Below are 19,287 nucleotides of genomic sequence, written 5' to 3'. Positions count from 1 at the left end.
CGCGGCGGTGGCAAGCGGGATCACAGTGGTCGGCGGCGGGATCTTCGGCTTGGCCTGCGCGTGGGAACTGGCGCGCCGCGGCGCGCGGGTGCGGCTGATCGAGGCCGACCGGCTCGGCGCGGGCTCCTCGGGCGGCACGGTGGGGGCGCTCGCGCCGCATGTGCCCGAGCCGTGGAACGACAAGAAGGCGCTGCAGCGCGACGCGCTGGTGGCCGCTGAGGGCTGGTGGGCCGAGGTCGCCGCCGCGGGCGGGGTCGATCCGGGTTACGGCCGCACCGGGCGGCTGCAACCGCTGGTCGAGGGGCCGGCGCTGGACGACCGCATCGCCGCGGCCAGGGCGCGGTGGCGCGGGTTCGCGATGTGGCGCGAGGCCGCGCCGCGGGGGCCGCTGGTCCCGGACAGCGCGACCGGATGGCTGGCCGACGACATCACCGCGCGGATCGCGCCGCGCCGGGCGCTGGCGGCGCTGGCGGCGGCAATCCGGGCGGCGGGCGGAGAGATCGTCGAGGGCGCGGGCGCGCAGCACCCCGACCGGCTGGATGCAGGCGGCGGGCCGGTGATCTGGGCCACGGGCGCGCCGGGGCTGGCGGACCTCTCGGCCGATCTGGGGCGGGCGATGGGAAACGGTGTCAAGGGCCAGTCGGCGCTGCTGGGCTTCGCCGCGCCCGACGCGCCGCAGGTCTTCGCGGACGGGCTGCACATCGTGCCCCACGCCGACGGCACCGTGGCCATCGGCTCGACGAGCGAGCGGGACGCGGTGACCCCCGGCCCCGACGCGCAGCTTGATGCGCTGATCGCCAGGGCGGTGGCGATCTGCCCGGCGCTGGCAGGGGCCGAGGTGATCGACCGCTGGGCGGGGGTGCGGCCGCGCGCCCTCTCGCGCGCGCCGCTGGTGGGCGCGTGGCCGGGGCGGCCGGGGCATTTCATCGCCAACGGCGGGTTCAAGATCGGCTTCGCGATGGCCCCGCCGGTGGCCGGGATGCTGGCTGACCTGCTGCTGACCGGCGCGGACCGCATCCCCGCCGGGTTCCACCCAGATGAGCGCCCCGCCTAGCGCATCGCCCGGCGGCGGGCGTCGGCGGCGACGTTGCGCTTGAGTTCCATCAGCGCGATCCGGCGTTGCAGCGCGCGGCGCTCGGCCTCGTCCTCGATCTGGTCCAGCACCGCCCGCTGCGCCTCGATCTCGCGGGCGAGCGTCACCTCGGGCGGCAGGAAGCCGCCGTCGGCCATCATCCGGTGCAGCACGTCGTCGGCGCTTTCGCGCAGCCGCTCGGGGTCGAGCGGCCGCCCCTCGCCGGCCAGACCCGACAGCTTGCCCTCGGCCGCCGCCTTGTCGATGGCCCGCTGGGCGATCCGCTCGAACCAGTGCATCAGAAGGCGGAGAGCTGCGCGACGGCGGCGTTGAGGCGGGCGATCTCCTCGTCCAGATCGGCGAGCTTGGCGCGCGTCTCCTCGATCACCTCGGGGTCGGCGTTCTCGACGAACTTCGGGTTGCCGAGCCGGCCGCGCAGCCCGCCCGCGTCCTTCGCGGCCTTCTCGGCGGCCTTCCTGAGGCGCGCGGTCTCGGCGGCGGCGTCGATCACCTCGCCGATGGGCAGGGCGAAGGACGCGCCGGGTGCCGCGACCGCGATCATCCCGCGGCCGGGCGCGCCGTCGCGGGCCGGGTTCACCCGCGCCAGCCGCTCGATCAGCGGGGCGTTGGCGGAAAGCGCAGCGCGGGCCGCGGCATCGGCCTCGGTCACGATCAGGTCGAGCTTGGCGCCCGCCGGCACCCCCATCTGTGCCCGGGCCGAGCGCAGCGCCTCGATCAGCCCGATCACCCAGTTCATCTGCCGGTCGGCCTCGGCGTCGATCAGCTCGGCCCCATACTCGGGCCAGTCGCCGTGCACGAGCATCCGGTCGCGGGTGCCGGTCAGGGCCCAGATGTCCTCGGTGACGAAAGGCATCACCGGGTGCAGCAGCGTCACCGCCTGGTCGATGACCCAGGCCATCGTGGCGCGGGTTTCCGCGGCGTGGTCGCCATCGAACAGGGGCTTGGCGAACTCGACATACCAGTCGCAGAGCTTGCCCCAGACGAAGGCGTAAAGCCCCTGCGCCGCGTCGTTGAAGCGATAGGCGGCCAGCGCCTCGTCAAAGGCGAGGCGGGCGCGCGCCGTCTCGCCCATGATCCAGCGGTTGACGGTGTGCCGGGGGGTGGGCGTGCCCGCGCGGGGGGCGGCGAAGACGCCGTTCATCTCAGCAAAGCGGGTGGCGTTCCAGATCTTGGTGACGAAGTTGCGGTTCGCCTCGACGTGCTTCGGACCCAGCTTCGGATCGCGGCCCATCGCCGCCATCGAGGTCAGCGTGAAGCGCAGCGCGTCGGCGCCGTAATCGTCGATCAGCGTCAAGGGGTCGATCACGTTGCCCTTGGACTTGGACATCTTGGCGCCCTTTTCGTCGCGCACCAGCCCGTGGACATAGACGGTGCGGAACGGCACCTCGCCGGTCAGCTCGAGCTGCATCATCATCATCCGGGCGACCCAGAAGAAGATGATGTCGAACCCGGTGATGAGCGTGTCGGTGGGGAAATAGCGGCGCAGCTCGGGCGTGTCGGCGGGCCATCCGAGCGTCCCGATGGGCCAGAGGCCGGACGAGAACCACGTGTCGAGCACGTCGGGGTCGCGCCAGACTGGATAGACCAGCCGGGTCGGGTCGCGGTCGATCTCGTATTCGCCCAAGCCCAGCGCGAAGGCGTGGACCGCCGCCGCGCGGTCGGCGACCTCGATCACCCGCGCGCCGTGCAGCGGGGCGGGCAGCCCGGCCAGCACGTCGTCGAAGCGCGGCGCGACCTCGGCGAAGCTCGCGGCGCAGTGCTGGACCTCGCCCGGGCGCACCAGCCGGTCCTCGTTCAGCAGGCGGAACATCTCGGACGGGTCGATGGCGCTGTCGCCCTCGTCGTCGTGATAGGTCTCGGCGCCGAGGCTGAGGCCATACCACACCGGGATCTGGTGCCCCCACCAGAGCTGGCGGCTGATCGTCCACGGCTCGATGTTCTCGAGCCAGTGGAAATAGACCTTCTCATGCTGCTCGGGGATGATCCGGGTGCGCCCGTCGCGGACCGCATCGATGGCGGGCTGCACGATCCGGGCGGTGTCCACGAACCACTGGTCGGTCAGCATCGGCTCGATCACCACGCCCGAGCGGTCGCCGAAGGGCTGCATGATCTTCTTCTGCTCGACGTAGGGCGCGCCCTCGGCGTCGGTGACGGCCAGCCCCTCGGCGTTGATCTCGTCCACCACCAGCTTGCGTGCCGCGTAGCGGTCGAGGCCACGCAGATGCTCGGGGACGAGGTTCACCTCGGTCACGTCGCCCACGTCCTCGCCGCGGGCGGCGCGGGTGGCGATGGCGGCGCTGTCGGCATAGGACAGCCCGTCGTCGCGCATCGCCCCCTTGCCGTCCATCAGCGCGTAAAGCGGGATGCCGTTGCGCTGCGCCACGCCGTAGTCGTTGAAGTCATGCGCCCCGGTGATCTTCACCGCGCCCGAGCCGAAGCTGGGGTCGGGATAGTCGTCGGTGATGATCGGGATGAGCCGGCGGTGTTCCTTGGGCCCCACCGGGATCTCGCAGAGCTTGCCCACGATCGGCGCATAGCGCGCGTCCGAGGGGTGTACGGCCACCGCGCCGTCGCCCAGCATCGTCTCGGGCCGGGTCGTGGCGATCGAGATGTAGTCGCGCGTCTCGCGCAGGGTCACGTTCCCGTCGGCGTCGCGCTCCACGTATTCGTAGGTCTCGCCGCCCGCGAGCGGATAGCGGAAGTGCCACATCTGCCCGTCCACCTCGCGGTTCTCGACCTCGAGATCGGAAATCGCGGTCTCGAAATGCGGGTCCCAGTTCACCAGCCGCTTGCCGCGGTAGATGATCCCCTTGTCGTAGAGCGCCACGAACACGCGGATCACCGCGTCGTGGAAGTTCCCCTCTTCGCCCGCGGGCGCGCCGGGGGCGCCGGACATGGTGAAGGCGTTGCGCGACCAGTCGAGCGAGGCGCCGAGCCGCTTCAACTGCCCGATGATCGTGCCGCCCGACTCGGCCTTCCAGTCCCAGATCGCGCGGGTGAAGGCCTCGCGGCCGATCTCGCGCCGGTTCGGCTCGCCGCGCTCGGCCATCCGGCGCTCAACCACCATCTGGGTGGCGATGCCGGCGTGGTCCTGTCCGGGCTGCCACAGCACGTCGAAGCCGCGCATCCGGTGCCAGCGGACAAGGATGTCCTGCAGCGTGTTGTTCAGCGCGTGGCCGATGTGCAGGCTGCCGGTGACGTTCGGCGGCGGGATGACGACCGAGAACGCCGGGGCCCCCGGCCGGGCGTTGGCGCCTGCGGCAAAGGCGTTGGAGCGTTCCCACTCGGCGGCGATGCGCGCCTCGGCGGCGGGGGCGTCGAAACTCTTGTCCATGGTCATCGGTCGGCATCCTTTCGGTCGCCGACCGGATTAGCCGCTGGGGCGGGAAACGCCAAGCCGCGACGGGGGCGTCGAAACTCTTGTCCATGGTCATCGGTCGGCATCCTTTCGGTCGCCGACCGGATTAGCCGCTGGGGCGGGAAACGCCAAGCCGCGACGGGGGCGGCGACGGGGGGGCGTCAGGGCGCCTCGGCCGCCGCGATCCGTGCGGCGATCAGGCCGGGCAGCTCGGGGCGGGCGAGGATGGTCAGGTGCGTGGTGTCGGGCAGGATGCCGAGCCACGCGCCGGGCAGGGTGCGGGCCATGTGGACGGCGAACTCGGGCCGGATGAAGTCGCGGTCGCCGATCAGGATCAGCGTGGGCGCCGTCACCGCCGCCAGCCGCGCGTCGGGCGCCCCCCAGTCCGAGCCGATGAAGGCGGCCGTTTCCGTCATCGTCCGCGCCACCGCCGCCGCGCCGCCGGGGTTCTTGGCGGCCAGGTCCGCCGACATGGCGGCGAAGTCGGCCGGCGTCGGCAGCAGCGCCGCGACCTCGGGCGGCGGGGTGAAGCCCGGCTCGCGGTTCATCCGCACCAGTTCGGGCAGGAACCCCTCGGGCTGGTGGCTGGCCGAGATCGCGGTGAGCGAGGCGACCCGCTCGGGCGCGCTCATGGCGAGGTCCAGCCCCAGCATCCCGCCCATCGAGAAGCCCACGACATGGGCGCGCGGCACCTTCAGCGCGTCCAGCACCGCCAGCGTGTCGTCGCGCATCGCGGCGAAGCTCATCGGGCCGTCGTAGTCGGAGGTGTGGCCGTGGCCCTGCTGCTCGACGCCGATCACCGGGCGGTCCTGCGCGAGGCCGGGGATCAGCGCGCCGAAGCTCGACTCGATGGTCATCATGCCGCCGTGCAGCACCAGCACCGGGGTCCTGCCGGAGCCGAGGTCGCCGTGGACCTCGTACCAGACCTCGTGGCCGTTCACGGCGACCGTCTCAGCCGCGGCGGGCGCGGCGAGCAGAAGGGCGGCGAAGAGGGCGGGTTTCATGACGGCACCTTGTCCTGCGCCCCGGCAGGCGCGTTGGTGGGCGCCTTCGCGGCGGCGAAATGGGCGAGCTGGTCGGCCAGCGCCTTGCGGAACGCCGGCCGCGCCGTCATCCGCGCGACATAGTCGGTCAGGGCGGGATGGGGGGCGAGCTTCCCCTCGTCACCCGCCATCCGCACGGCCTCGGTCATCAGGATGTCGGCGGCGGTGAACCGCCCCGCGGCGATGAACGCGCGGGTCGAGAGCACCGCGTCGAGCTGCGCGAGGCGCTGGGTCATCCACTCCTCCCACCGGGCGGCGCTGGCCTCGTCGCGGTGGAAGAACCGGGCGACGGCCCAGCCGGTGACCGGCGGCTCGATCGAGTTCAGCGCGGCAAAGGCCCATTGCAGCACCTCGATCCGCCCGTCCTCGTCGGCGGGCATCAGGACCGGCGATTTCTCACCCAGATAGAGGGTCATCGCGCCCGATTCGAAGATCGTGCGGTCGTCGTCCTGCAGCACCGGCACCTGGTGAAAGGGCTGGATCGCCAGATGCGCCGCGCTCTTGTCGGTCGAGGGCACCGTGGCGATGCGGTAGGGCAGCCCCGCCTCTTCGCAGGCCCAGCGGGGACGGATGTCGCGGACATAGCCGCGCGGCATCTCGGGCACCCAGTCAAAGGTGGTGATGGTCAGCATCGCGCCTCCTCGCGCCTATGGCGTCGTCTGGCAGGAAGTCTGAAGGGGGGCAGCCGCGGCCGCCGGTCAGTCGAGCGGCCCGACGACCGCGAACCACGCCCCCTGCGGGTCGGTGGCGACGGCGATGTGCATCCCGCCCGGCACCTCGTGCGGGCCGTGGTGGACCGTGCCGCCCGCGGCCTCGATCCGCGCCATCGCGGCGCGTACGGGGTCGGCGCCGAAATAGGGCAGCCACGCCGGCACCGGGGCGTTGCCCATCCCCATCACCGCGCCGATGTCGCGGCCCTTGTGGCTGAGGATCCGGTAGGTGCCCGCCTCGCCCATGTCGAGCGTCCGGGCCTTCGTCCAGCCGAAGAGCCCGGCATAGAACCCCTCGGCCGCGGCGGGGTCGGAACTCATCAACTCGTTCCAGGCCCCGTGGCCGGTCTTTGCGGGATCGAAGGCGCCGGTCGTCAGCGCCTTTTTGCGCTCGGCCTCGGTCATGCGGCGCATGTCGGGCTCGAGCAGGCCGAACACCGCCCCCTGCGGGTCCGCGACCACGGCGAAGCGGCCGGTGCCGGGGATGTCGGCGGGCGCGACGAGCACGCGGCCGTCCGCCGCCTCGGCCGCCGCCGCGGTCGCGTCGCAGTCGTCGGCGGCGAAATAGGTCAGCCAGTTCGGCGGCGGCGCCCCGGCCTGACCCGCGTTCGAGGTCAGCCCGGCGACCATCTCCTCGCCCGCGCGGGCGAGGAGGTAGACCATCCCCTCCATCCCCGAATCGCTCACAGCCCAGCCCAGCACGTCGGCATAGAACCGCCCCGCCGCCGCGGGATCGGTCGTGCCGAGCTCGTACCAGCAGGGATTGCCCTGAAATCCGCTCACGGTCGTCTCCTTTCGGTCGGTTGCGATCAGTCGGCTGCGCTGATCATCCAGTGTGTGCCGAAACGGTCGCGGCACATGCCGAAGCCCTTGGCGAAGAACGTCTCGCCAAACGGCATCGTCACGTCGCCACCGGCGGCCAGGCGGTCGAACAATATGCGCGCCGACGCTGGGTCGGGGCGTGATACGGCAACAGACACGCCCGATTGCCGCTGACCGTCGGGCTCTGTCGGGTCGGCGAACTGCGGCGGCGCGTCCGACCCCATCAGAACGCCACCATCCGCGGCCTCGAGCCGCGCGTGCATCAGCCAGTCCCTCTGCTCGGCCGGCAGCTCCGGTGCACCCGCGCCGGGCGGAATGTCCGAAAAGCGGCTGGTTTCGAGCGTCCCGCCGAAGATCTCGGCATAGGCTGCGAAGGCTTGAGCGGCGTGGCCGGGAAACATGAGGTAGGGGACGAACATCACCGTCCCTCACGCGAATCGAACAGCGGCGCGAAGCCGCCCCAGAACATCCGCTTCCCGTCGAACGGCATCTCGGGCATCGGCTGGCCGCCCGCGTCCGCCTGCATCGCGCGGGCGGCGGCGTCGCAGGTCGCGCGGTCGGGCCACTCGATCCAGGCGAAGACCGGCACTTCGCCCGCCTCGGCCTGGGTGGCGCGATAGAAGTCGGTGGTCTTGCCGTGCGGCACGTCCTCGCCCCACAGCTCGGCCTGGCGCAGCGCGCCGCGGGCGCGGAACCCCTCCCACGAGGCGCGGGCCAGCGCCGCGAAGGCGTCGCGGTTGGCCTCGGGCACGGCGAGGACGAAGCCCTGCACCCAGGCGCCGGGGCGCGTCTCGCCCTCGTCCAGCACGGTCGAGAACCCGCCCCAGAACATCCGGTGCCCGTCGAAGGGCATCTCGCCCATCTCGGCGCCCATCGATTCGTCGGCCATCATGTCGCCCCAGGCGGCGTCGCAGGTGGCGCGGTCGGGCCATTCGATCCACGAGAACACCACCGTCTCGTCGGGCGTGGCCTGAACCGCGCGGCGAAAGTCGGTGCGCGTGCCGTCCGGCACGTCCTCGCCCCAGGTCTCGACCATGCGCAGCGCGCCGCGGCGCTGGAAATGCGGCCAGGCCCGGGCGGCGTGGGCGCGGTAGGCCTCGCGGTTGGCGGTCGGCACGGCGGCGACCGAACCCGTGTGGTAAGACATCGCGACTCTCCCTTGTGCTTGTCCTGTCGGTAGCTGACCGGCATCACGCCGCAGCCCCGCTGGACACAGCGTGGCAGGATACTTGCATTTTGCAACCGAAAACTTTAGTTATGAAACTGACACGGAGGCCCTGTTGGCGGAAACCCGCAAATCCTATGGCGAGGGGTGCCTCGCCGCCCACGCGCTCGACCTGATCGGCGACCGCTGGGCGCTGCTGATCGTGCGCGAGCTGATGCTCGGGCCGCGCCGCTTCGGCGCGATCAAGGCGCGGCTGCCGGGGATCGCCACCAACATGCTGACCCGCAGGCTCGCCGACCTCGAGGCCGCGGGGGTGCTGACCCACACCACCCTGCCGCCGCCCGCGGCGGTCCCGGTCTACCAGCTGACGCCGCAGGGCCTGGGCCTGTGGCCGATCCTGCGCGAGCTCTGCCGCTGGGCCGTCACCGTGCCCGGCCACGACCCGCGGCTGCCGATCAGCCCGGTGGCGCTGATGCTGTCGATGCAGACCATGCTGCGCCCTGCCCCCGGCGTGATCGCGGCGGGGTTCGGGATGGAGGACGAGAGCTTCCTCGTCACCACCGACGGCGAACGGATCGAGACGGTGCGCGCCCTCTTGCCCGCCGGCGAGATGCAGTTCGAGGCGCCGCCGAACCTCATGGCTGCGATGATCTATGGCCCCCAGCCGCTCGCCGCGCAGATCGCCGCGGGGACGCTGCGGTTCACCGGCGACCCCGCGCGGGGGCAGGCGTTCGTGGACCGCTTCCGGCTTGGGCCGGTCTGACGTTTAACCTCAGGCGGGCGTGACCTCGACGCGCAGCCGCTGGCCCCCCAGCGGCGCAAAGGCGCGCTGACGGCAGGTGAAAACGAGGATCTGCTGGTCCTGCGCCACCCGGTGCAGCGCCGTGAACATCGCCTCGATCCGGTCGTCGTCGCTGTGGACCAGCGCATCGTCCAGCACCACCGGCACCGGCTGGCCGCGCCGCAGGAACAGCCGCGCAAAGGCCAGCCGGGTCAGGACCGCCAGTTGCTCGCGCGTGCCGCCCGACAGGATGTCCAGCGCCTCGTCCTGCCCGGCGCGGGTCAGCGTCGCGGGCAAGAGGCTGGTGTCGTCGAAGCCGAGTTCGGCGCCGGGGTGCAGGATGTCCAGCAGCGGCCGCAGCTCGTCCATGACCGGGCGCAGATACTGCTCGCGCGCCGCCGTGCGGGCGTCCTCGAGCGCGCGGCGCAGCCGGTCGAGCGCGCCCACCTCGCGTTCGTAGCGCGCGGCGCGGGCGGCGGCCTCGGCGGCGCGGCCGGTGATCTCGTCCAGCGCCTCCTCGATGCCCTGATCGGCCAGCGCGCCGATCGAGCCGTTGACCTCGGCCAGTTCGCGGTCGAGCCGGGTGCGCTCTTGCGCCCGGCCGGCGAGGACCGAGCCGAGCCGCGCGACCTCGGCCCGCGCGGTGGCCTCGTCGGGGGCATCGGCGGCCAGCGCGGCGCGCCGCGCCTCGGCGTCGGCGAGCGACGCCTCGAGCGCCGGTTGCGCCGTGCCGAGCGTCAGCAGCCGCGCGGCCAGCGTCACCGCGTCGCCGGCCTCAGCCCGGACGCGGCCGAGCGCATCCTGCGCCGCCACCGCCGCGGCCTTGGCCGAGGCGAGATCCTCGCGCGCCTGCCCCTGCCGGGCGGTCGCCGCGGCCAGCGCCTGCGCCGCCGCGGCCTCATCCGCGCGGGCGGCGGCCAGCGCGGCCTCGAGCGGCGCGGGGTCGTCGGGCGCGTCGTCGGCGCCCGCGCCCGCTGCCTCGCGCGCCTGCGCGAGCTTGACGCGCAGCGACTCGATCCCGTCGGGCGCGCTCTCGGCCAAGGCCGCCGCGCCGTCGCGGATCGCGCCGTCGAGATGCCGGGCCTCGTCCGCCGCCCGCTGCGCGCCGCGCAGGTCCGGCGCCCCGCAGGCGGCCAGCGCGTTGGCGAGCGCCGCTTCGGCCGCGGTGAGCCGGGGGGCGAGCGCGCCCTCGCCCGCCGCGCCCGGATCGACGGTCATGCGGCCGATGCCCGGCAGCTCGAAGGTCGTGGCGCCGGTGAGCCGCACCCCCTCCGGCCCCAGCGGCCGGCCCGCGAGCGTCACCCGCGCGGCGCCGTCATAGTCGAACCGCACCGCCACCTGCTGCGCCTCGGCCTGCGCCCTGAGGCGGTCGAGCGCCGCCTGCGCGGTCTCTGCGGCGGAAAGGGTCTGGTCCGTCACCACCAGCGCCTTGCGGCGGGCGCGCTGCTCTTCCAGCGCGCTGCGCTGCGCCTCGGCGCGGGCGAGGGTCTGGGCGAGCGTCTGGGCCAGATCGCGGGCGGTGCGCGCGTGGGCGGCCCGCTGCGCCGCCTCAAGCCGCGCGGTTGCGGCCTTGGCGGCGGCCGCGGCGGTGTCCTGGGCGCGCGTCGCCTGCGCGACCTCGGTGGCACGGTCGCCCGCGGTAGCCTCGGCGGTCGTGACCACCGCGGCGGACCGGGTGGCGCGGGTCTCGGCCTCGGCCAGCCGGTCGCGCAATGCGGTCAGGGTCTCGGCGTCGCTGCGGCCCTTCTCGACGTCGCGCAGGGCCAGCTTGCAGGCGCTGTCGGCGGCCCGGATCTCGTCGGCGCGGCGGGTCGCGGCCTCGAGCGCCGCTTCGGCCGCGCGCAGCGCCGCGGTGTCGCGGGCGTCCGCCTCGGGGTCCGTCAGGGCCTTGCGCTCGCGCCCGAGCCGCGCGCGGGTCTGCAGTTGCGCCGCGAGCCCGCGCGCCTTCGCCTCCAGCGCCGCCCGCTCGGCTTCGAGCGCCTCGGCCTCCTCGACCGCCCGCGCCCACGGGCCGCCCGATTTCGGGCGCAACGTGCGGGTCGCCAGCCGGTCCAGCGCCTCGCGGACCCGGATCAGCACCGCGTCCATCCGCCGCCCGCCAGTCATCAGCTCGATCTCGCCCGCGACCGAGGACAGCAGGTCGCGGCGGACCGAGAGGCCGCTCTTCGGGTCGCCGGCATCGCCTTTGGCGTCCGGCTCGATCCCCAGCAGCCCCTGGCGCACCCACAAGAGCCCGCTCGGCCCGGCGAGCCCGCCCTGCGTCAGCCCGTCGATCCACGCCTCGGCTTCGTCGTCGCGCGCCACCATCCGGCCCGAGGCGTCCATGACCTGCGCCGTGGGGCGCGAGAGCCAGCGCTTCTCGATGCGGAACCGGCCCTGGGGCAGGTCGATCTCGACCGCCGCCTCGGGGGCGCCGCCGCCGTGGGGTTGCAGGCCGCGGATCGCCGCCCGCGTCCCGCGGTGGGGCTCAAAGAACACCGCCCGCAGCCCGTCGAAGAAGGTGGATTTGCCGTATTCGTTGCACTCGGACAGCACCGAGATGCCGTCGCCGATCCCGTCGATCCGGGCCCGCTGGCCGGCAAAGCGGCGCAGGTTGGTCAGCTCGATGGCGCGCAGCTTCATGGCTGCACCTCTTGCGCGAGCGCGTAGAGCCGGGCGAGCGCCGCCGCCGCCACGTCGCGGTCGTCCCGCGCCAGCGCCGCGTCGGCGCTTTCGGCCAGCAGCGCCTCGGCCGCACGCCGCAGCGCGCCGCCGCGCTCGATCTGGTCGAGGTCGTCGGGCGCGACATCGGCGGCAAGGCCCGAGAGATCGGACTGGAACCAGCCGAAATCCGGCGCGAGCGCCGTCAGCGCGGCCTCGAGCGCCGCGCGTTCCGCCAGCGCGAGCCGCCCGCGCGGGGCAACCCGGACCAGCGCGTTGCGACGCAGCGCCCCGGCGGGCAGCAGCGCCGTCAGCCGCGCCGCGCCATCCTCGCCCGGCAGCAGGTCGAGGTCGGGGCGCACCCACGCGAACTGCCCGATCGGCACCGGCGTCACCTGCGGCGGCGCGCCCGCCGCCAGCGTCACCACCAGCGCGCCGGGCGCGGTGGCATGCTTGAAGCCGTCGGCCTCGGGCGTGCCGGCGTACCACGTCGCGGGGCCGACCTGCATCTGCCCGTGCCAGTCCCCGATGGCGAGGTAGTCGAGGCCCGAGCGCGCCGCCCGGTCCGGCGGGATGATGCCGGGGCTGCCCTCTTCGCCGGTGAAATCGACGATCGCCCCGTGGCCGAGGCCTATGCGGATCGCGCCTTCGGCGGTGGGGGCGGACATCGCCTCGGTCAGGTCGCGGCCCGGGCGGCGCTGGGTGACGGGCGCGGGCAGCAGCCACACGCCCTCGGCCAGCGCCACCGGCGCGGGGGTGTCGAGCACGGTGACGTTCGCGGGGCAGGCCGCCGCCACCCGCTGCCACAGCTCGGACGCGGCGAGGCTGTCGTGGTTGCCGGGCAGCAGATACCAGCGCAGGTCCGCCTCATGCGCCATCGCGCCCAGCGCCTGCCGCAGCGTGGCGGGCGCCGGGGTCTCGGCGTCGAAGCTGTCGCCGGCCAGCAGCACGTCGCGCGCGCCCGCCTCGCGCGCCGCGGCGGCCAGCCGGGCGATGGCGGCGTGGCGGGCCTCGCGCAGGCGGTGGCGGATGTCCTCGGGGTAGGTGCCGAAGGCGCGGCCAAGATGCAGGTCCGAGCTTTGCAGGAAACGATAGATCATGGCTCCGCCGGGCGAGGGATGGGCCGCACTCTAGGGGGGCCGCGGCGGGGGCGGCAAGCCGGGGGGCCGGGCCCGCCCCGACGCGGGCCCGGGATTTTTTTCGCGCCGCCCACTAGACGACTGGTCTAATCACCCCATATCGGAACCATGGACCAGCCACACGACACTCGCACCCAGATCCTCTCGACCGGCCGCCGCCTGACCGCGCAGCAGGGCTATACCGGCGTCGGGCTGAGCGAGCTGCTCAAGCAGGCCGGGGTGCCGAAGGGGTCGTTCTACCACTACTTTCCCTCGAAAGAGGCTTACGGCTGCGCGCTGCTCGAGGATTTCGTGACCGAGTACGGCACCCGCCTCGACGGGTCGCTGACCCATCCGGCGTGGGACGCGCGGGCGCGGCTGCTGGCCTATTTCGCCGACTGGCAGCGCAAGCAGGTCAGCCCCGATCCGGCCGAACGCTGCCTGATCGTCAAGCTTTCCGCGGAAATCGCCGATTTGTCGCCGGACATGAGCCGCATCCTGCGCGACGGGGTCGAGTCGATCACCGGCCGCCTGGCGGCGACGCTGCGCGAGGGGCTGGCCGACGGCTCGATCGCCGCGATCGACGACCCCGAGGCCACGGCCGAAGCGATCTATCACCTGTGGCTGGGGGCGAGCCTCGTCGCCTCGCTGGCCCACGACGACGCCGCGCTGGTCGCCGCGATGCGGACCACCAAGCGGCTGGTTCCCCCCGGGCCGAGCGCCTGACGGGGCCGACCCTCCCATGAGACGACTGGTCTAATCAGAAAGGACAGATGCCATGAAAATCTTCTACAAGACCTCGGCCACCGCCACCGGCGGGCGCTCGGGCCGCTCGGCGCTCGACGATGGCAGCTTCGCCGTGGACATGGTGCGCCCCGACGCCGCCGCGACCGGCGACAAGACCGGCGTGAACCCCGAGCAGCTCTTCGCCCTCGGCTATGCCGCCTGCTTCGACAGCGCGATGGAGATCGCGGCCAAGCAGCTCAAGCTGTCGCCCGAGGGCGCCCGCACCAGCGTCGCGGTCGGCATCGGCCAGCAGGCCGCCGGGGGCTATGCGCTCGACCTCGACATCACCGCGCATCTGCCGGGCATGGACGACGCCGACGCGCAGAAGCTCGTCGAGGCGACCCACCAGCTCTGCCCCTATTCCAACGCCACCCGCGGCAACATCGACGTGCGCCTGCACATCGACACCGCCGCGGCCTGACAGAAAGACCCCAGATGACACAGACCGACACCACCAACCGCCAGTTCCTGCTGGCCGAGCGCCCGAAGGGCGAGCCGACGGACGCGACGCTGAAGCTGACCGAGACCCCCGTCCCCACCCCCGGCCCCGGGCAGATGCTGCTCAGGACCGAATATCTCTCGCTCGACCCCTATATGCGCGGCCGGATGAGCGCCGCGGAATCCTATGCCGACCCGGTCGAGCTGGGCGCGGTGATGGTCGGCGGGACCGTCGCGCGGGTCGTGACCTCGAACGTCGAGGGCTTCGCCGAGGGCGACTGGGTGCTCAGCTTCAACGGCTGGCAGGATTACGCGCTGTCGGACGGCAAGGGCGTGACCAACCTCGGGGCCTCGCCCGACCGTCCGTCGTGGGCCCTGGGCATCCTCGGGATGCCGGGGTTCACCGCCTGGGCCGGGCTGACGCAGATCGGCGCGCCGAAACCGGGCGAGACGATCGTGGTCGCCTCGGCCACCGGGCCGGTCGGCGCGACGGTGGGGCAGATCGGCAAGATCCTCGGCTGCCGCGTGGTCGGCGTCGCCGGTGGACCCGAGAAATGCGCGCTGGCGGTGGACGAGCTGGGCTTTGACGCCTGCATCGACCACAAGGCCGACGACTTCGCCCAGCAGCTCGCCGCCGCCTGCCCCGATGGCATCGACGTCTATTTCGAGAACGTCGGCGGCAAGGTGCTGGACGGCGTGATGCCGCTGCTCAACGCCAACGCGCGGGTGCCGGTCTGCGGGCTCGTCTCGCAGTACAACGCCACCAGCCTGCCCGAGGGGCCGGACCGGCTCAACTGGCTGATGGGCCTGATCCTGCGCAAGAAGCTGAAGGTGCAGGGCTTCATCATCTTCGACGACTTCGGCCACCTCTACCCGGACTTCGCCAAGGCGATGACCGGCTGGATCGGCGAGGGCCGCATCGCCTACCGCGAAGAGGTCATCGACGGCCTCGAGAACGCGCCGGCCGCCTTTGTCGGGCTGCTGCGCGGTGAAAACCTCGGCAAGCGCGTGATCCGCGTCGGCCGCAACTGAAGGGAAACGACATGAACATCCTGATGGTCCTGACCTCGCACGACCAGCTTGGCGACACCGGCAAGAAGACCGGCTTCTGGCTCGAAGAGTTCGCCGCGCCCTACTATGTCTTCAAGGACGCGGGCGCCTCGGTCACGCTGGCCTCGCCCAAGGGGGGGCAGCCGCCGCTCGACCCCATGAGCGACGCGGCCGACGCCCAGACCGACGCCACCCGCCGCTTCAAGGACGACGCGGACGCGCAGGCGCAGCTGGCCAGCACGAAGCGGCTGTCCGAGGTGACGATCGACGGGTTCGACGCGGTGTTCTTCCCCGGCGGGCACGGGCCGCTGTGGGACCTGGCCGAGGACGCCGACGCCCGCCGCCTGATCGAGAGCTTTGCCGCCGCCGACCGCCCGGTGGGCGCGGTCTGCCACGCCCCGGCGGTGTTCCGCCACACGCAGGGGCCAGACGGCAAGCCGCTGGTCTCGGGCCGCCGGGTGACCGGCTTCACCAACACCGAGGAGGACGGCGTCGGCCTGACGGACGTGGTGCCGTTCCTCGTCGAGGACATGCTCAAGGCCAACGGCGGCAATTACGAGAAAGGCGCCGACTGGGCGAGCTTCGTGCTGACCGACGGCAAGCTGGTCACGGGGCAGAACCCGGCCTCGTCCGAGGATGCCGCGAAAGCGCTGCTGAAGCTGCTCGCCTGATCCGGCCCTGAGCCGATCCCGAAGGCCCGCCGGTTCCCCCCGGCGGGCCTAACTCATGGGCCCTCACCCATGTCGTCGCCCGCCCGCTCGGCCAGCACCCAGTCGCGGAAGGCGCGGGCGTGACCGGGGGCGACCGCCGCCGCCGGGCCTTGCAGCAGGTAATAGGCCGACCCCTCGGCCACCGCCGTCTGCGACAGCCGCACAAGGCGACCGGCGGCCAGGTCGTCGCGGATCATCGCCTCGGGGCAGAGCGCCACCCCCTGCCCGGCCAGCGCCGCGGCGCGCAGCAGGTTGAAATCCTCGAACACCGGCCCCGTCGCCAGGCCGCGGCCCGGCAGGCCGGCGCGGGCAAACCACGTCGCCCAGCCGTCGTGGTCGGTGTCGTGCAAGAGCGCCATCCCCGCGATCCCCCGGTCCCCCTCACCGGCCGCCCGCGTCGCGGCCAGTTGCGGGCTGCACACCGGCACGGCGGCCCCCGGCAGCAGCCGCAGCGAATCGGCACCGCGCGCCGCGGGGGGCTGGGCGGCGAAGACGAAGGCGAAATCGACCTCGGCGAAGTCGATCTCCTGTCCGTGGAGTGCGTAGACGATGCGCATCTCGACGCCCGCGTGGGCAGCCCGGAAGGAACCGAGCCGGGGGATGAGCCAGCAGACCGCGACCGAGGGGATCGCCGCGACCACCAGGGGGCGAGTCTGGCTGTACCCCCGCGCCGCGCGGCAGGCCGCGTTGATGGAGTCGAACCCGAGCGACAGACTGCGCGCAAGCTGCTGCGCGTGCGGCAGCGGGCGCGGCCGCGGCCCCTCGCGGTCGAAGAGGGGCGCGCCGAACCACTGCTCCAACCCCTTGATCTGATGGCTGATCGCGCTTTGCGTGACGTGCAGCTCACTGGCCGCGGCCGCGAACGAGCCCGAGCGGACCACCGCCTCGAAGGCGCGCAGCGCGTTCAGCGGCGCAGGACCGGACATCGCGGGACCCCCATGAGGTTTTCTCATCCTGGGGTGAGAAACACTCTTTTGACAAGGGCCGCGGACGGGGCGGATCGTGAGGGCAGGTTCAAGCGCCCGCGGGGCGCGGCGGTCAAGGGAATCAGGGGACGGATGGAACGCGAACGGCTTCAGAACTACGTCGGCAACGGCACCCCGGTGCAGCCGACCTTTTCGGCGGGCGAGATGCAGCGGCGCCTCGACGGGATCCGCGCGGCGATGGCCGAGCGCGGCATCGATGCGGCGCTGTTCACCAGCTATCACAACATCAACTACTACGCGGATTTCCTGTACTGCCAGTTCGGGCGCCGCTACGGGCTGGTCGTCACCCCTGACGCGAGCACCTCGATTAGCGCCGGGATCGACGGCGGCCAGCCGTGGCGCCGCACCTTCGGCGGGCGCAACCTGACCTATACCGACTGGCAGAAGGACAATTATTTCCACGCCATCCGCCAGCTCACCGGCGGCGTGCGGCGGCTGGGGATCGAGTTCGACCACGTCAACATCGACCTGCTGAACCTGCTCAAGGCCGAGTTCCCGGGGATGGAGTTCGTCGACATCGCCCAGCCCGCCATGCAGCTGCGGATGATCAAGTCGGCCGAAGAGATCGCCCACATCGAGAAGATGACCCGGATCGCCGACATCGGCGGCGCCGCGGTGGTCGAGGCGGTGGCGGTCGGCGTCCCCGAGCACGAGGTGGCGCTGCATTCCACAGCGACGATGGTGCGCGAGATCGCCCGCGTCTGGCCGCACGCCGAACTGCTGGACACCTGGACCTGGTTCCAGTCGGGGATCAACACCGACGGCGCCCACAACCCCGTCACCTCGCGCCGGATCGAGCGCGGCGACATCCTGTCGCTCAACTGCTTCCCGATGGTCGCGGGCTATTACGTCGCGCTGGAACGGACGCTGTTTGCGGAGACCGCCAGCGACGCGCACCTGCGGCTGTGGGACTTCAACTGCCGCGTCCACGACCGCGGCAAGGAGCTGCTGGTCCCCGGCAACCGCTGCTCGGACATCGCCCGCGAACTGAATGAGATGTACGCGGCCGAGAACCTGCTGCAGTACCGCAGCTTCGGCTATGGCCACAGCTTCGGGGTGCTGTGCCACTATTACGGCCGCGAGGCGGGGCTGGAGCTGCGCGAGGACTGCGACACGGTGCTGGAACCCGGCATGGTGGTCAGCATGGAGCCGATGATCACCATCCCCGACCACCTGCCGGGCGCCGGCGGCTACCGCGAGCACGACATCCTCGTGATCACGCCCGAGGGCAACCGCAACATCACCGGGTTCCCCTATGGGCCTGAGCACCTGATCGTCGGCAGCGCGGCGGGCCACGCCCCGGCGCCTCAGGCCGCCCGGCAGGCAGACACGCCGGCCCTCGTCGGCTGACCCGGCGGGCGCGCGGGGGCGCCCATGCCCCCCCGCGCCCGGACCGGACCTCAAGCGCCCCCGGCAGAAGGGGCCTTCACGCCCGGCAAAGACCGGGACCACGACAACCACAACAGGGAACGAAGCCATGAAATCCACATCCGGCCCGATCACCCCCGTCCTGCGGACGCTCGGCCTCGTCTCGGCGCTGGCGCTGAGCGCGGGGGCGGCGCAGGCCGCGCAGATCACCGTCATGTCCTGGGGCGGCACCTACACCAAGAGCCAGGTCGAGGCCTACTACACCCCCTTCACCGCCAAGACCGGGATCAACGTCGTGTCGGTGGACAGCGACAACCCGGCGATCCCGGTCAAGGCGCAGGTCGAGGCGGGCAACGTCACCACCGACGTGGTGGACATCGAATACCCCGACGCGATCCGCCTGTGCGACGAGGGGCTGCTCGAGCCGATCGACCCGGCCGGCCTGCCCGCGGCGCCCGACGGCACGCCCGCGACCGAGGATTTCCTGCCCAACGCGCTGGCGGAATGTGCGGTCGGCTCGATCGTGTTCTCGACGGTCTATGCCTATGACACCACCAAGATCACCGCCGACCCGCCCACGACCATCGCGGATTTCTTCGACACCGCGAAATATCCCGGCAAGCGCGGCCTGAAGCGCGCGCCCAAGGCGCTGCTCGAGATGGCGCTGATGGGCGACGGGGTGCCCGCGGACGAGGTCTACAAGGTGCTCGGCACGCCCGAGGGGGTGGACCGGGCGTTCAAGAAGCTCGACACCATCAAGAAGGACGTCGTCTGGTGGGAATCGGGCGCGCAGGCGCCGCAGCTTCTGGCCGATGGCGAGGTGGTGATGACCACCGCCTACAACGGCCGGATCTTCAACGCGACAGTCAGCGAGGGCAAGCCGTTCAAGATGGTGTGGGACGGGCAGGTGTACGAATACAACCTGTTCGCCATCCCAAAGGGCGCGCCGAACGCCAAGGACGCGCTCGAGTTCATCAAGTTCGCCACCTCGACCCAGCCGCTGGCCGACCAGGCCAAGTGGATCAGCTATGGCCCGGCGCGCAAGTCCTCGGCGCCGCTGGTCGGGCTCTACAACGACGGCAAGACCGAGATGGCGCCGAACATGCCGACCAACCCCGACAACATGAAGAAGGCGCTCGGGTCGTCCTATGATTTCTGGGTCGATCACGAGGCCGAGCTGACCGAGCGCTTCAACGCCTGGCTGAGCGCGAGCTGACCG

General features: G+C 72.4%; 18 protein-coding genes. 8 read left to right on the top strand and 10 right to left on the bottom strand.

The features are described from left to right. Positions 1-7 precede the first annotated feature (7 nt). Positions 8-1,054 (top strand): NAD(P)/FAD-dependent oxidoreductase, encoded by a 1,047-nt coding sequence (locus BLW17_RS15235; RefSeq protein WP_036733346.1) that lies wholly within the window; start codon positions 8-10, stop codon positions 1,052-1,054. On the opposite strand, the gene BLW17_RS15230 is transcribed toward BLW17_RS15235, so the two are convergent. The 7 genes from BLW17_RS15230 to BLW17_RS15200 all read right to left on the bottom strand — a co-directional run bounded on the left by BLW17_RS15230 (position 1,051) and on the right by BLW17_RS15200 (position 8,173). Beyond that, positions 1,051-1,371 (bottom strand): DnaJ family domain-containing protein, encoded by a 321-nt coding sequence (locus tag BLW17_RS15230; RefSeq protein WP_036699930.1) that lies wholly within the window; start codon positions 1,369-1,371, stop codon positions 1,051-1,053. The genes BLW17_RS15235 and BLW17_RS15230 overlap by 4 nt on opposite strands. Further along, entirely contained in the window at positions 1,371-4,433 is a 3,063-nt protein-coding gene (locus BLW17_RS15225; RefSeq protein ID WP_036733349.1) for a valine--tRNA ligase, read from the bottom strand. Before BLW17_RS15225 ends, BLW17_RS15230 begins: the two co-directional genes overlap by 1 nt. 179 nt (positions 4,434-4,612) lie before the next feature. Continuing rightward, positions 4,613-5,455 (bottom strand): alpha/beta fold hydrolase, encoded by an 843-nt coding sequence (locus BLW17_RS15220; RefSeq protein ID WP_052176368.1) that lies wholly within the window; start codon positions 5,453-5,455, stop codon positions 4,613-4,615. Beyond that, the gene (locus BLW17_RS15215; RefSeq protein ID WP_052176369.1) at positions 5,452-6,126 is read right to left on the bottom strand and encodes a glutathione S-transferase family protein; all 675 of its coding nucleotides are present in this window, start codon (positions 6,124-6,126) and stop codon (positions 5,452-5,454) included. The genes BLW17_RS15220 and BLW17_RS15215 overlap by 4 nt, the downstream gene beginning before the upstream one ends. Before the next feature lie 66 nt (positions 6,127-6,192). Beyond that, positions 6,193-6,987, bottom strand: a complete 795-nt coding sequence (locus tag BLW17_RS15210; RefSeq protein ID WP_036733351.1) for a VOC family protein — start codon at positions 6,985-6,987, stop codon at positions 6,193-6,195. Between the two features lie 26 nt (positions 6,988-7,013). After that, positions 7,014-7,445, bottom strand: a complete 432-nt coding sequence (locus tag BLW17_RS15205; RefSeq protein WP_036699922.1) for a VOC family protein — start codon at positions 7,443-7,445, stop codon at positions 7,014-7,016. After that, positions 7,445-8,173 (bottom strand): DUF1428 domain-containing protein, encoded by a 729-nt coding sequence (locus BLW17_RS15200; RefSeq protein ID WP_036733352.1) that lies wholly within the window; start codon positions 8,171-8,173, stop codon positions 7,445-7,447. Before BLW17_RS15200 ends, BLW17_RS15205 begins: the two co-directional genes overlap by 1 nt. Positions 8,174-8,306: 133 nt before the next feature. Between BLW17_RS15200 and BLW17_RS15195 the strand changes: the two genes are divergently transcribed. Further along, positions 8,307-8,954: a winged helix-turn-helix transcriptional regulator gene (locus BLW17_RS15195; RefSeq protein WP_052176370.1), complete on the top strand. Its 648-nt coding sequence runs from the start codon at positions 8,307-8,309 to the stop codon at positions 8,952-8,954. 9 nt (positions 8,955-8,963) lie between these two features. Here the strand turns inward: BLW17_RS15195 and BLW17_RS18205 are convergent, their stop codons facing one another. Both BLW17_RS18205 and BLW17_RS15185 read right to left on the bottom strand, forming a co-directional pair. After that, positions 8,964-11,594 (bottom strand): AAA family ATPase, encoded by a 2,631-nt coding sequence (locus BLW17_RS18205; protein WP_036733354.1) that lies wholly within the window; start codon positions 11,592-11,594, stop codon positions 8,964-8,966. Continuing rightward, on the bottom strand, positions 11,591-12,712 hold the full coding sequence (locus BLW17_RS15185; RefSeq protein ID WP_197055271.1) for a metallophosphoesterase family protein: 1,122 nt from the start codon (positions 12,710-12,712) through the stop codon (positions 11,591-11,593). Before BLW17_RS15185 ends, BLW17_RS18205 begins: the two co-directional genes overlap by 4 nt. 147 nt (positions 12,713-12,859) lie before the next feature. On the opposite strand from BLW17_RS15185, the gene BLW17_RS15180 reads away from it, so the two are divergent. The 4 genes from BLW17_RS15180 to BLW17_RS15165 are packed head-to-tail and all read left to right on the top strand — an operon-like array spanning position 12,860 to position 15,675. Further along, positions 12,860-13,456, top strand: coding sequence for a TetR/AcrR family transcriptional regulator (locus tag BLW17_RS15180; protein ID WP_036699913.1), 597 nt, complete (start codon positions 12,860-12,862; stop codon positions 13,454-13,456). Positions 13,457-13,508: 52 nt separating this feature from the next. Beyond that, entirely contained in the window at positions 13,509-13,937 is a 429-nt protein-coding gene (locus tag BLW17_RS15175; RefSeq protein ID WP_036699911.1) for an organic hydroperoxide resistance protein, read from the top strand. 14 nt (positions 13,938-13,951) lie between these two features. Beyond that, a complete protein-coding gene (locus BLW17_RS15170; RefSeq protein WP_036734269.1) occupies positions 13,952-14,986 on the top strand; it encodes an NADP-dependent oxidoreductase in 1,035 nt (344 codons plus the stop codon). An 11-nt stretch (positions 14,987-14,997) separates the two neighbouring features. Next, positions 14,998-15,675, top strand: coding sequence for a type 1 glutamine amidotransferase domain-containing protein (locus BLW17_RS15165; protein ID WP_036734270.1), 678 nt, complete (start codon positions 14,998-15,000; stop codon positions 15,673-15,675). Between the two features lie 53 nt (positions 15,676-15,728). Here the strand turns inward: BLW17_RS15165 and BLW17_RS15160 are convergent, their stop codons facing one another. Then, positions 15,729-16,640, bottom strand: coding sequence for a LysR family transcriptional regulator (locus BLW17_RS15160; RefSeq protein WP_036734271.1), 912 nt, complete (start codon positions 16,638-16,640; stop codon positions 15,729-15,731). 132 nt (positions 16,641-16,772) lie between these two features. On the opposite strand from BLW17_RS15160, the gene BLW17_RS15155 reads away from it, so the two are divergent. Together BLW17_RS15155 and BLW17_RS15150 are read left to right on the top strand one after the other, a co-directional pair. Beyond that, complete coding sequence (locus tag BLW17_RS15155; protein ID WP_052176451.1) at positions 16,773-18,050, top strand: aminopeptidase P family protein; 1,278 nt, start codon at positions 16,773-16,775, stop codon at positions 18,048-18,050. Positions 18,051-18,177: 127 nt separating this feature from the next. Beyond that, positions 18,178-19,284, top strand: a complete 1,107-nt coding sequence (locus BLW17_RS15150; RefSeq protein ID WP_036708340.1) for an ABC transporter substrate-binding protein — start codon at positions 18,178-18,180, stop codon at positions 19,282-19,284. The last annotated feature ends 3 nt before the right edge of the window (positions 19,285-19,287 follow it).

The organism is Paracoccus sanguinis (assembly GCF_900106665.1).
Taxonomy (GTDB): domain Bacteria; phylum Pseudomonadota; class Alphaproteobacteria; order Rhodobacterales; family Rhodobacteraceae; genus Paracoccus; species Paracoccus panacisoli.
The sequence above is the reverse complement of the archived record's forward strand: the minus strand, read 5'-3'. Positions and strand labels throughout refer to the sequence as shown.

What these genes read in the sequence shown, in the direction of transcription:
- BLW17_RS15230 (WP_036699930.1), bottom strand. Translation starts at nt 1,371, where the DNA reads ATGCACTGGTTCGAGCGGATCGCCCAGCGGGCCATCGACAAGGCGGCG.
- BLW17_RS15225 (WP_036733349.1), bottom strand. Translation starts at nt 4,433, where the DNA reads ATGACCATGGACAAGAGTTTCGACGCCCCCGCCGCCGAGGCGCGCATC.
- BLW17_RS15220 (WP_052176368.1), bottom strand. Translation starts at nt 5,455, where the DNA reads ATGAAACCCGCCCTCTTCGCCGCCCTTCTGCTCGCCGCGCCCGCCGCG.
- BLW17_RS15215 (WP_052176369.1), bottom strand. Translation starts at nt 6,126, where the DNA reads ATGCTGACCATCACCACCTTTGACTGGGTGCCCGAGATGCCGCGCGGC.
- BLW17_RS15205 (WP_036699922.1), bottom strand. Translation starts at nt 7,445, where the DNA reads ATGTTCGTCCCCTACCTCATGTTTCCCGGCCACGCCGCTCAAGCCTTC.
- BLW17_RS15200 (WP_036733352.1), bottom strand. Translation starts at nt 8,173, where the DNA reads ATGTCTTACCACACGGGTTCGGTCGCCGCCGTGCCGACCGCCAACCGC.
- BLW17_RS18205 (WP_036733354.1), bottom strand. Translation starts at nt 11,594, where the DNA reads ATGAAGCTGCGCGCCATCGAGCTGACCAACCTGCGCCGCTTTGCCGGC.
- BLW17_RS15185 (WP_197055271.1), bottom strand. Translation starts at nt 12,712, where the DNA reads ATGATCTATCGTTTCCTGCAAAGCTCGGACCTGCATCTTGGCCGCGCC.
- BLW17_RS15180 (WP_036699913.1), top strand. Translation starts at nt 12,860, where the DNA reads ATGGACCAGCCACACGACACTCGCACCCAGATCCTCTCGACCGGCCGC.
- BLW17_RS15175 (WP_036699911.1), top strand. Translation starts at nt 13,509, where the DNA reads ATGAAAATCTTCTACAAGACCTCGGCCACCGCCACCGGCGGGCGCTCG.
- BLW17_RS15170 (WP_036734269.1), top strand. Translation starts at nt 13,952, where the DNA reads ATGACACAGACCGACACCACCAACCGCCAGTTCCTGCTGGCCGAGCGC.
- BLW17_RS15165 (WP_036734270.1), top strand. Translation starts at nt 14,998, where the DNA reads ATGAACATCCTGATGGTCCTGACCTCGCACGACCAGCTTGGCGACACC.
- BLW17_RS15160 (WP_036734271.1), bottom strand. Translation starts at nt 16,640, where the DNA reads ATGTCCGGTCCTGCGCCGCTGAACGCGCTGCGCGCCTTCGAGGCGGTG.
- BLW17_RS15155 (WP_052176451.1), top strand. Translation starts at nt 16,773, where the DNA reads ATGGAACGCGAACGGCTTCAGAACTACGTCGGCAACGGCACCCCGGTG.
- BLW17_RS15150 (WP_036708340.1), top strand. Translation starts at nt 18,178, where the DNA reads ATGAAATCCACATCCGGCCCGATCACCCCCGTCCTGCGGACGCTCGGC.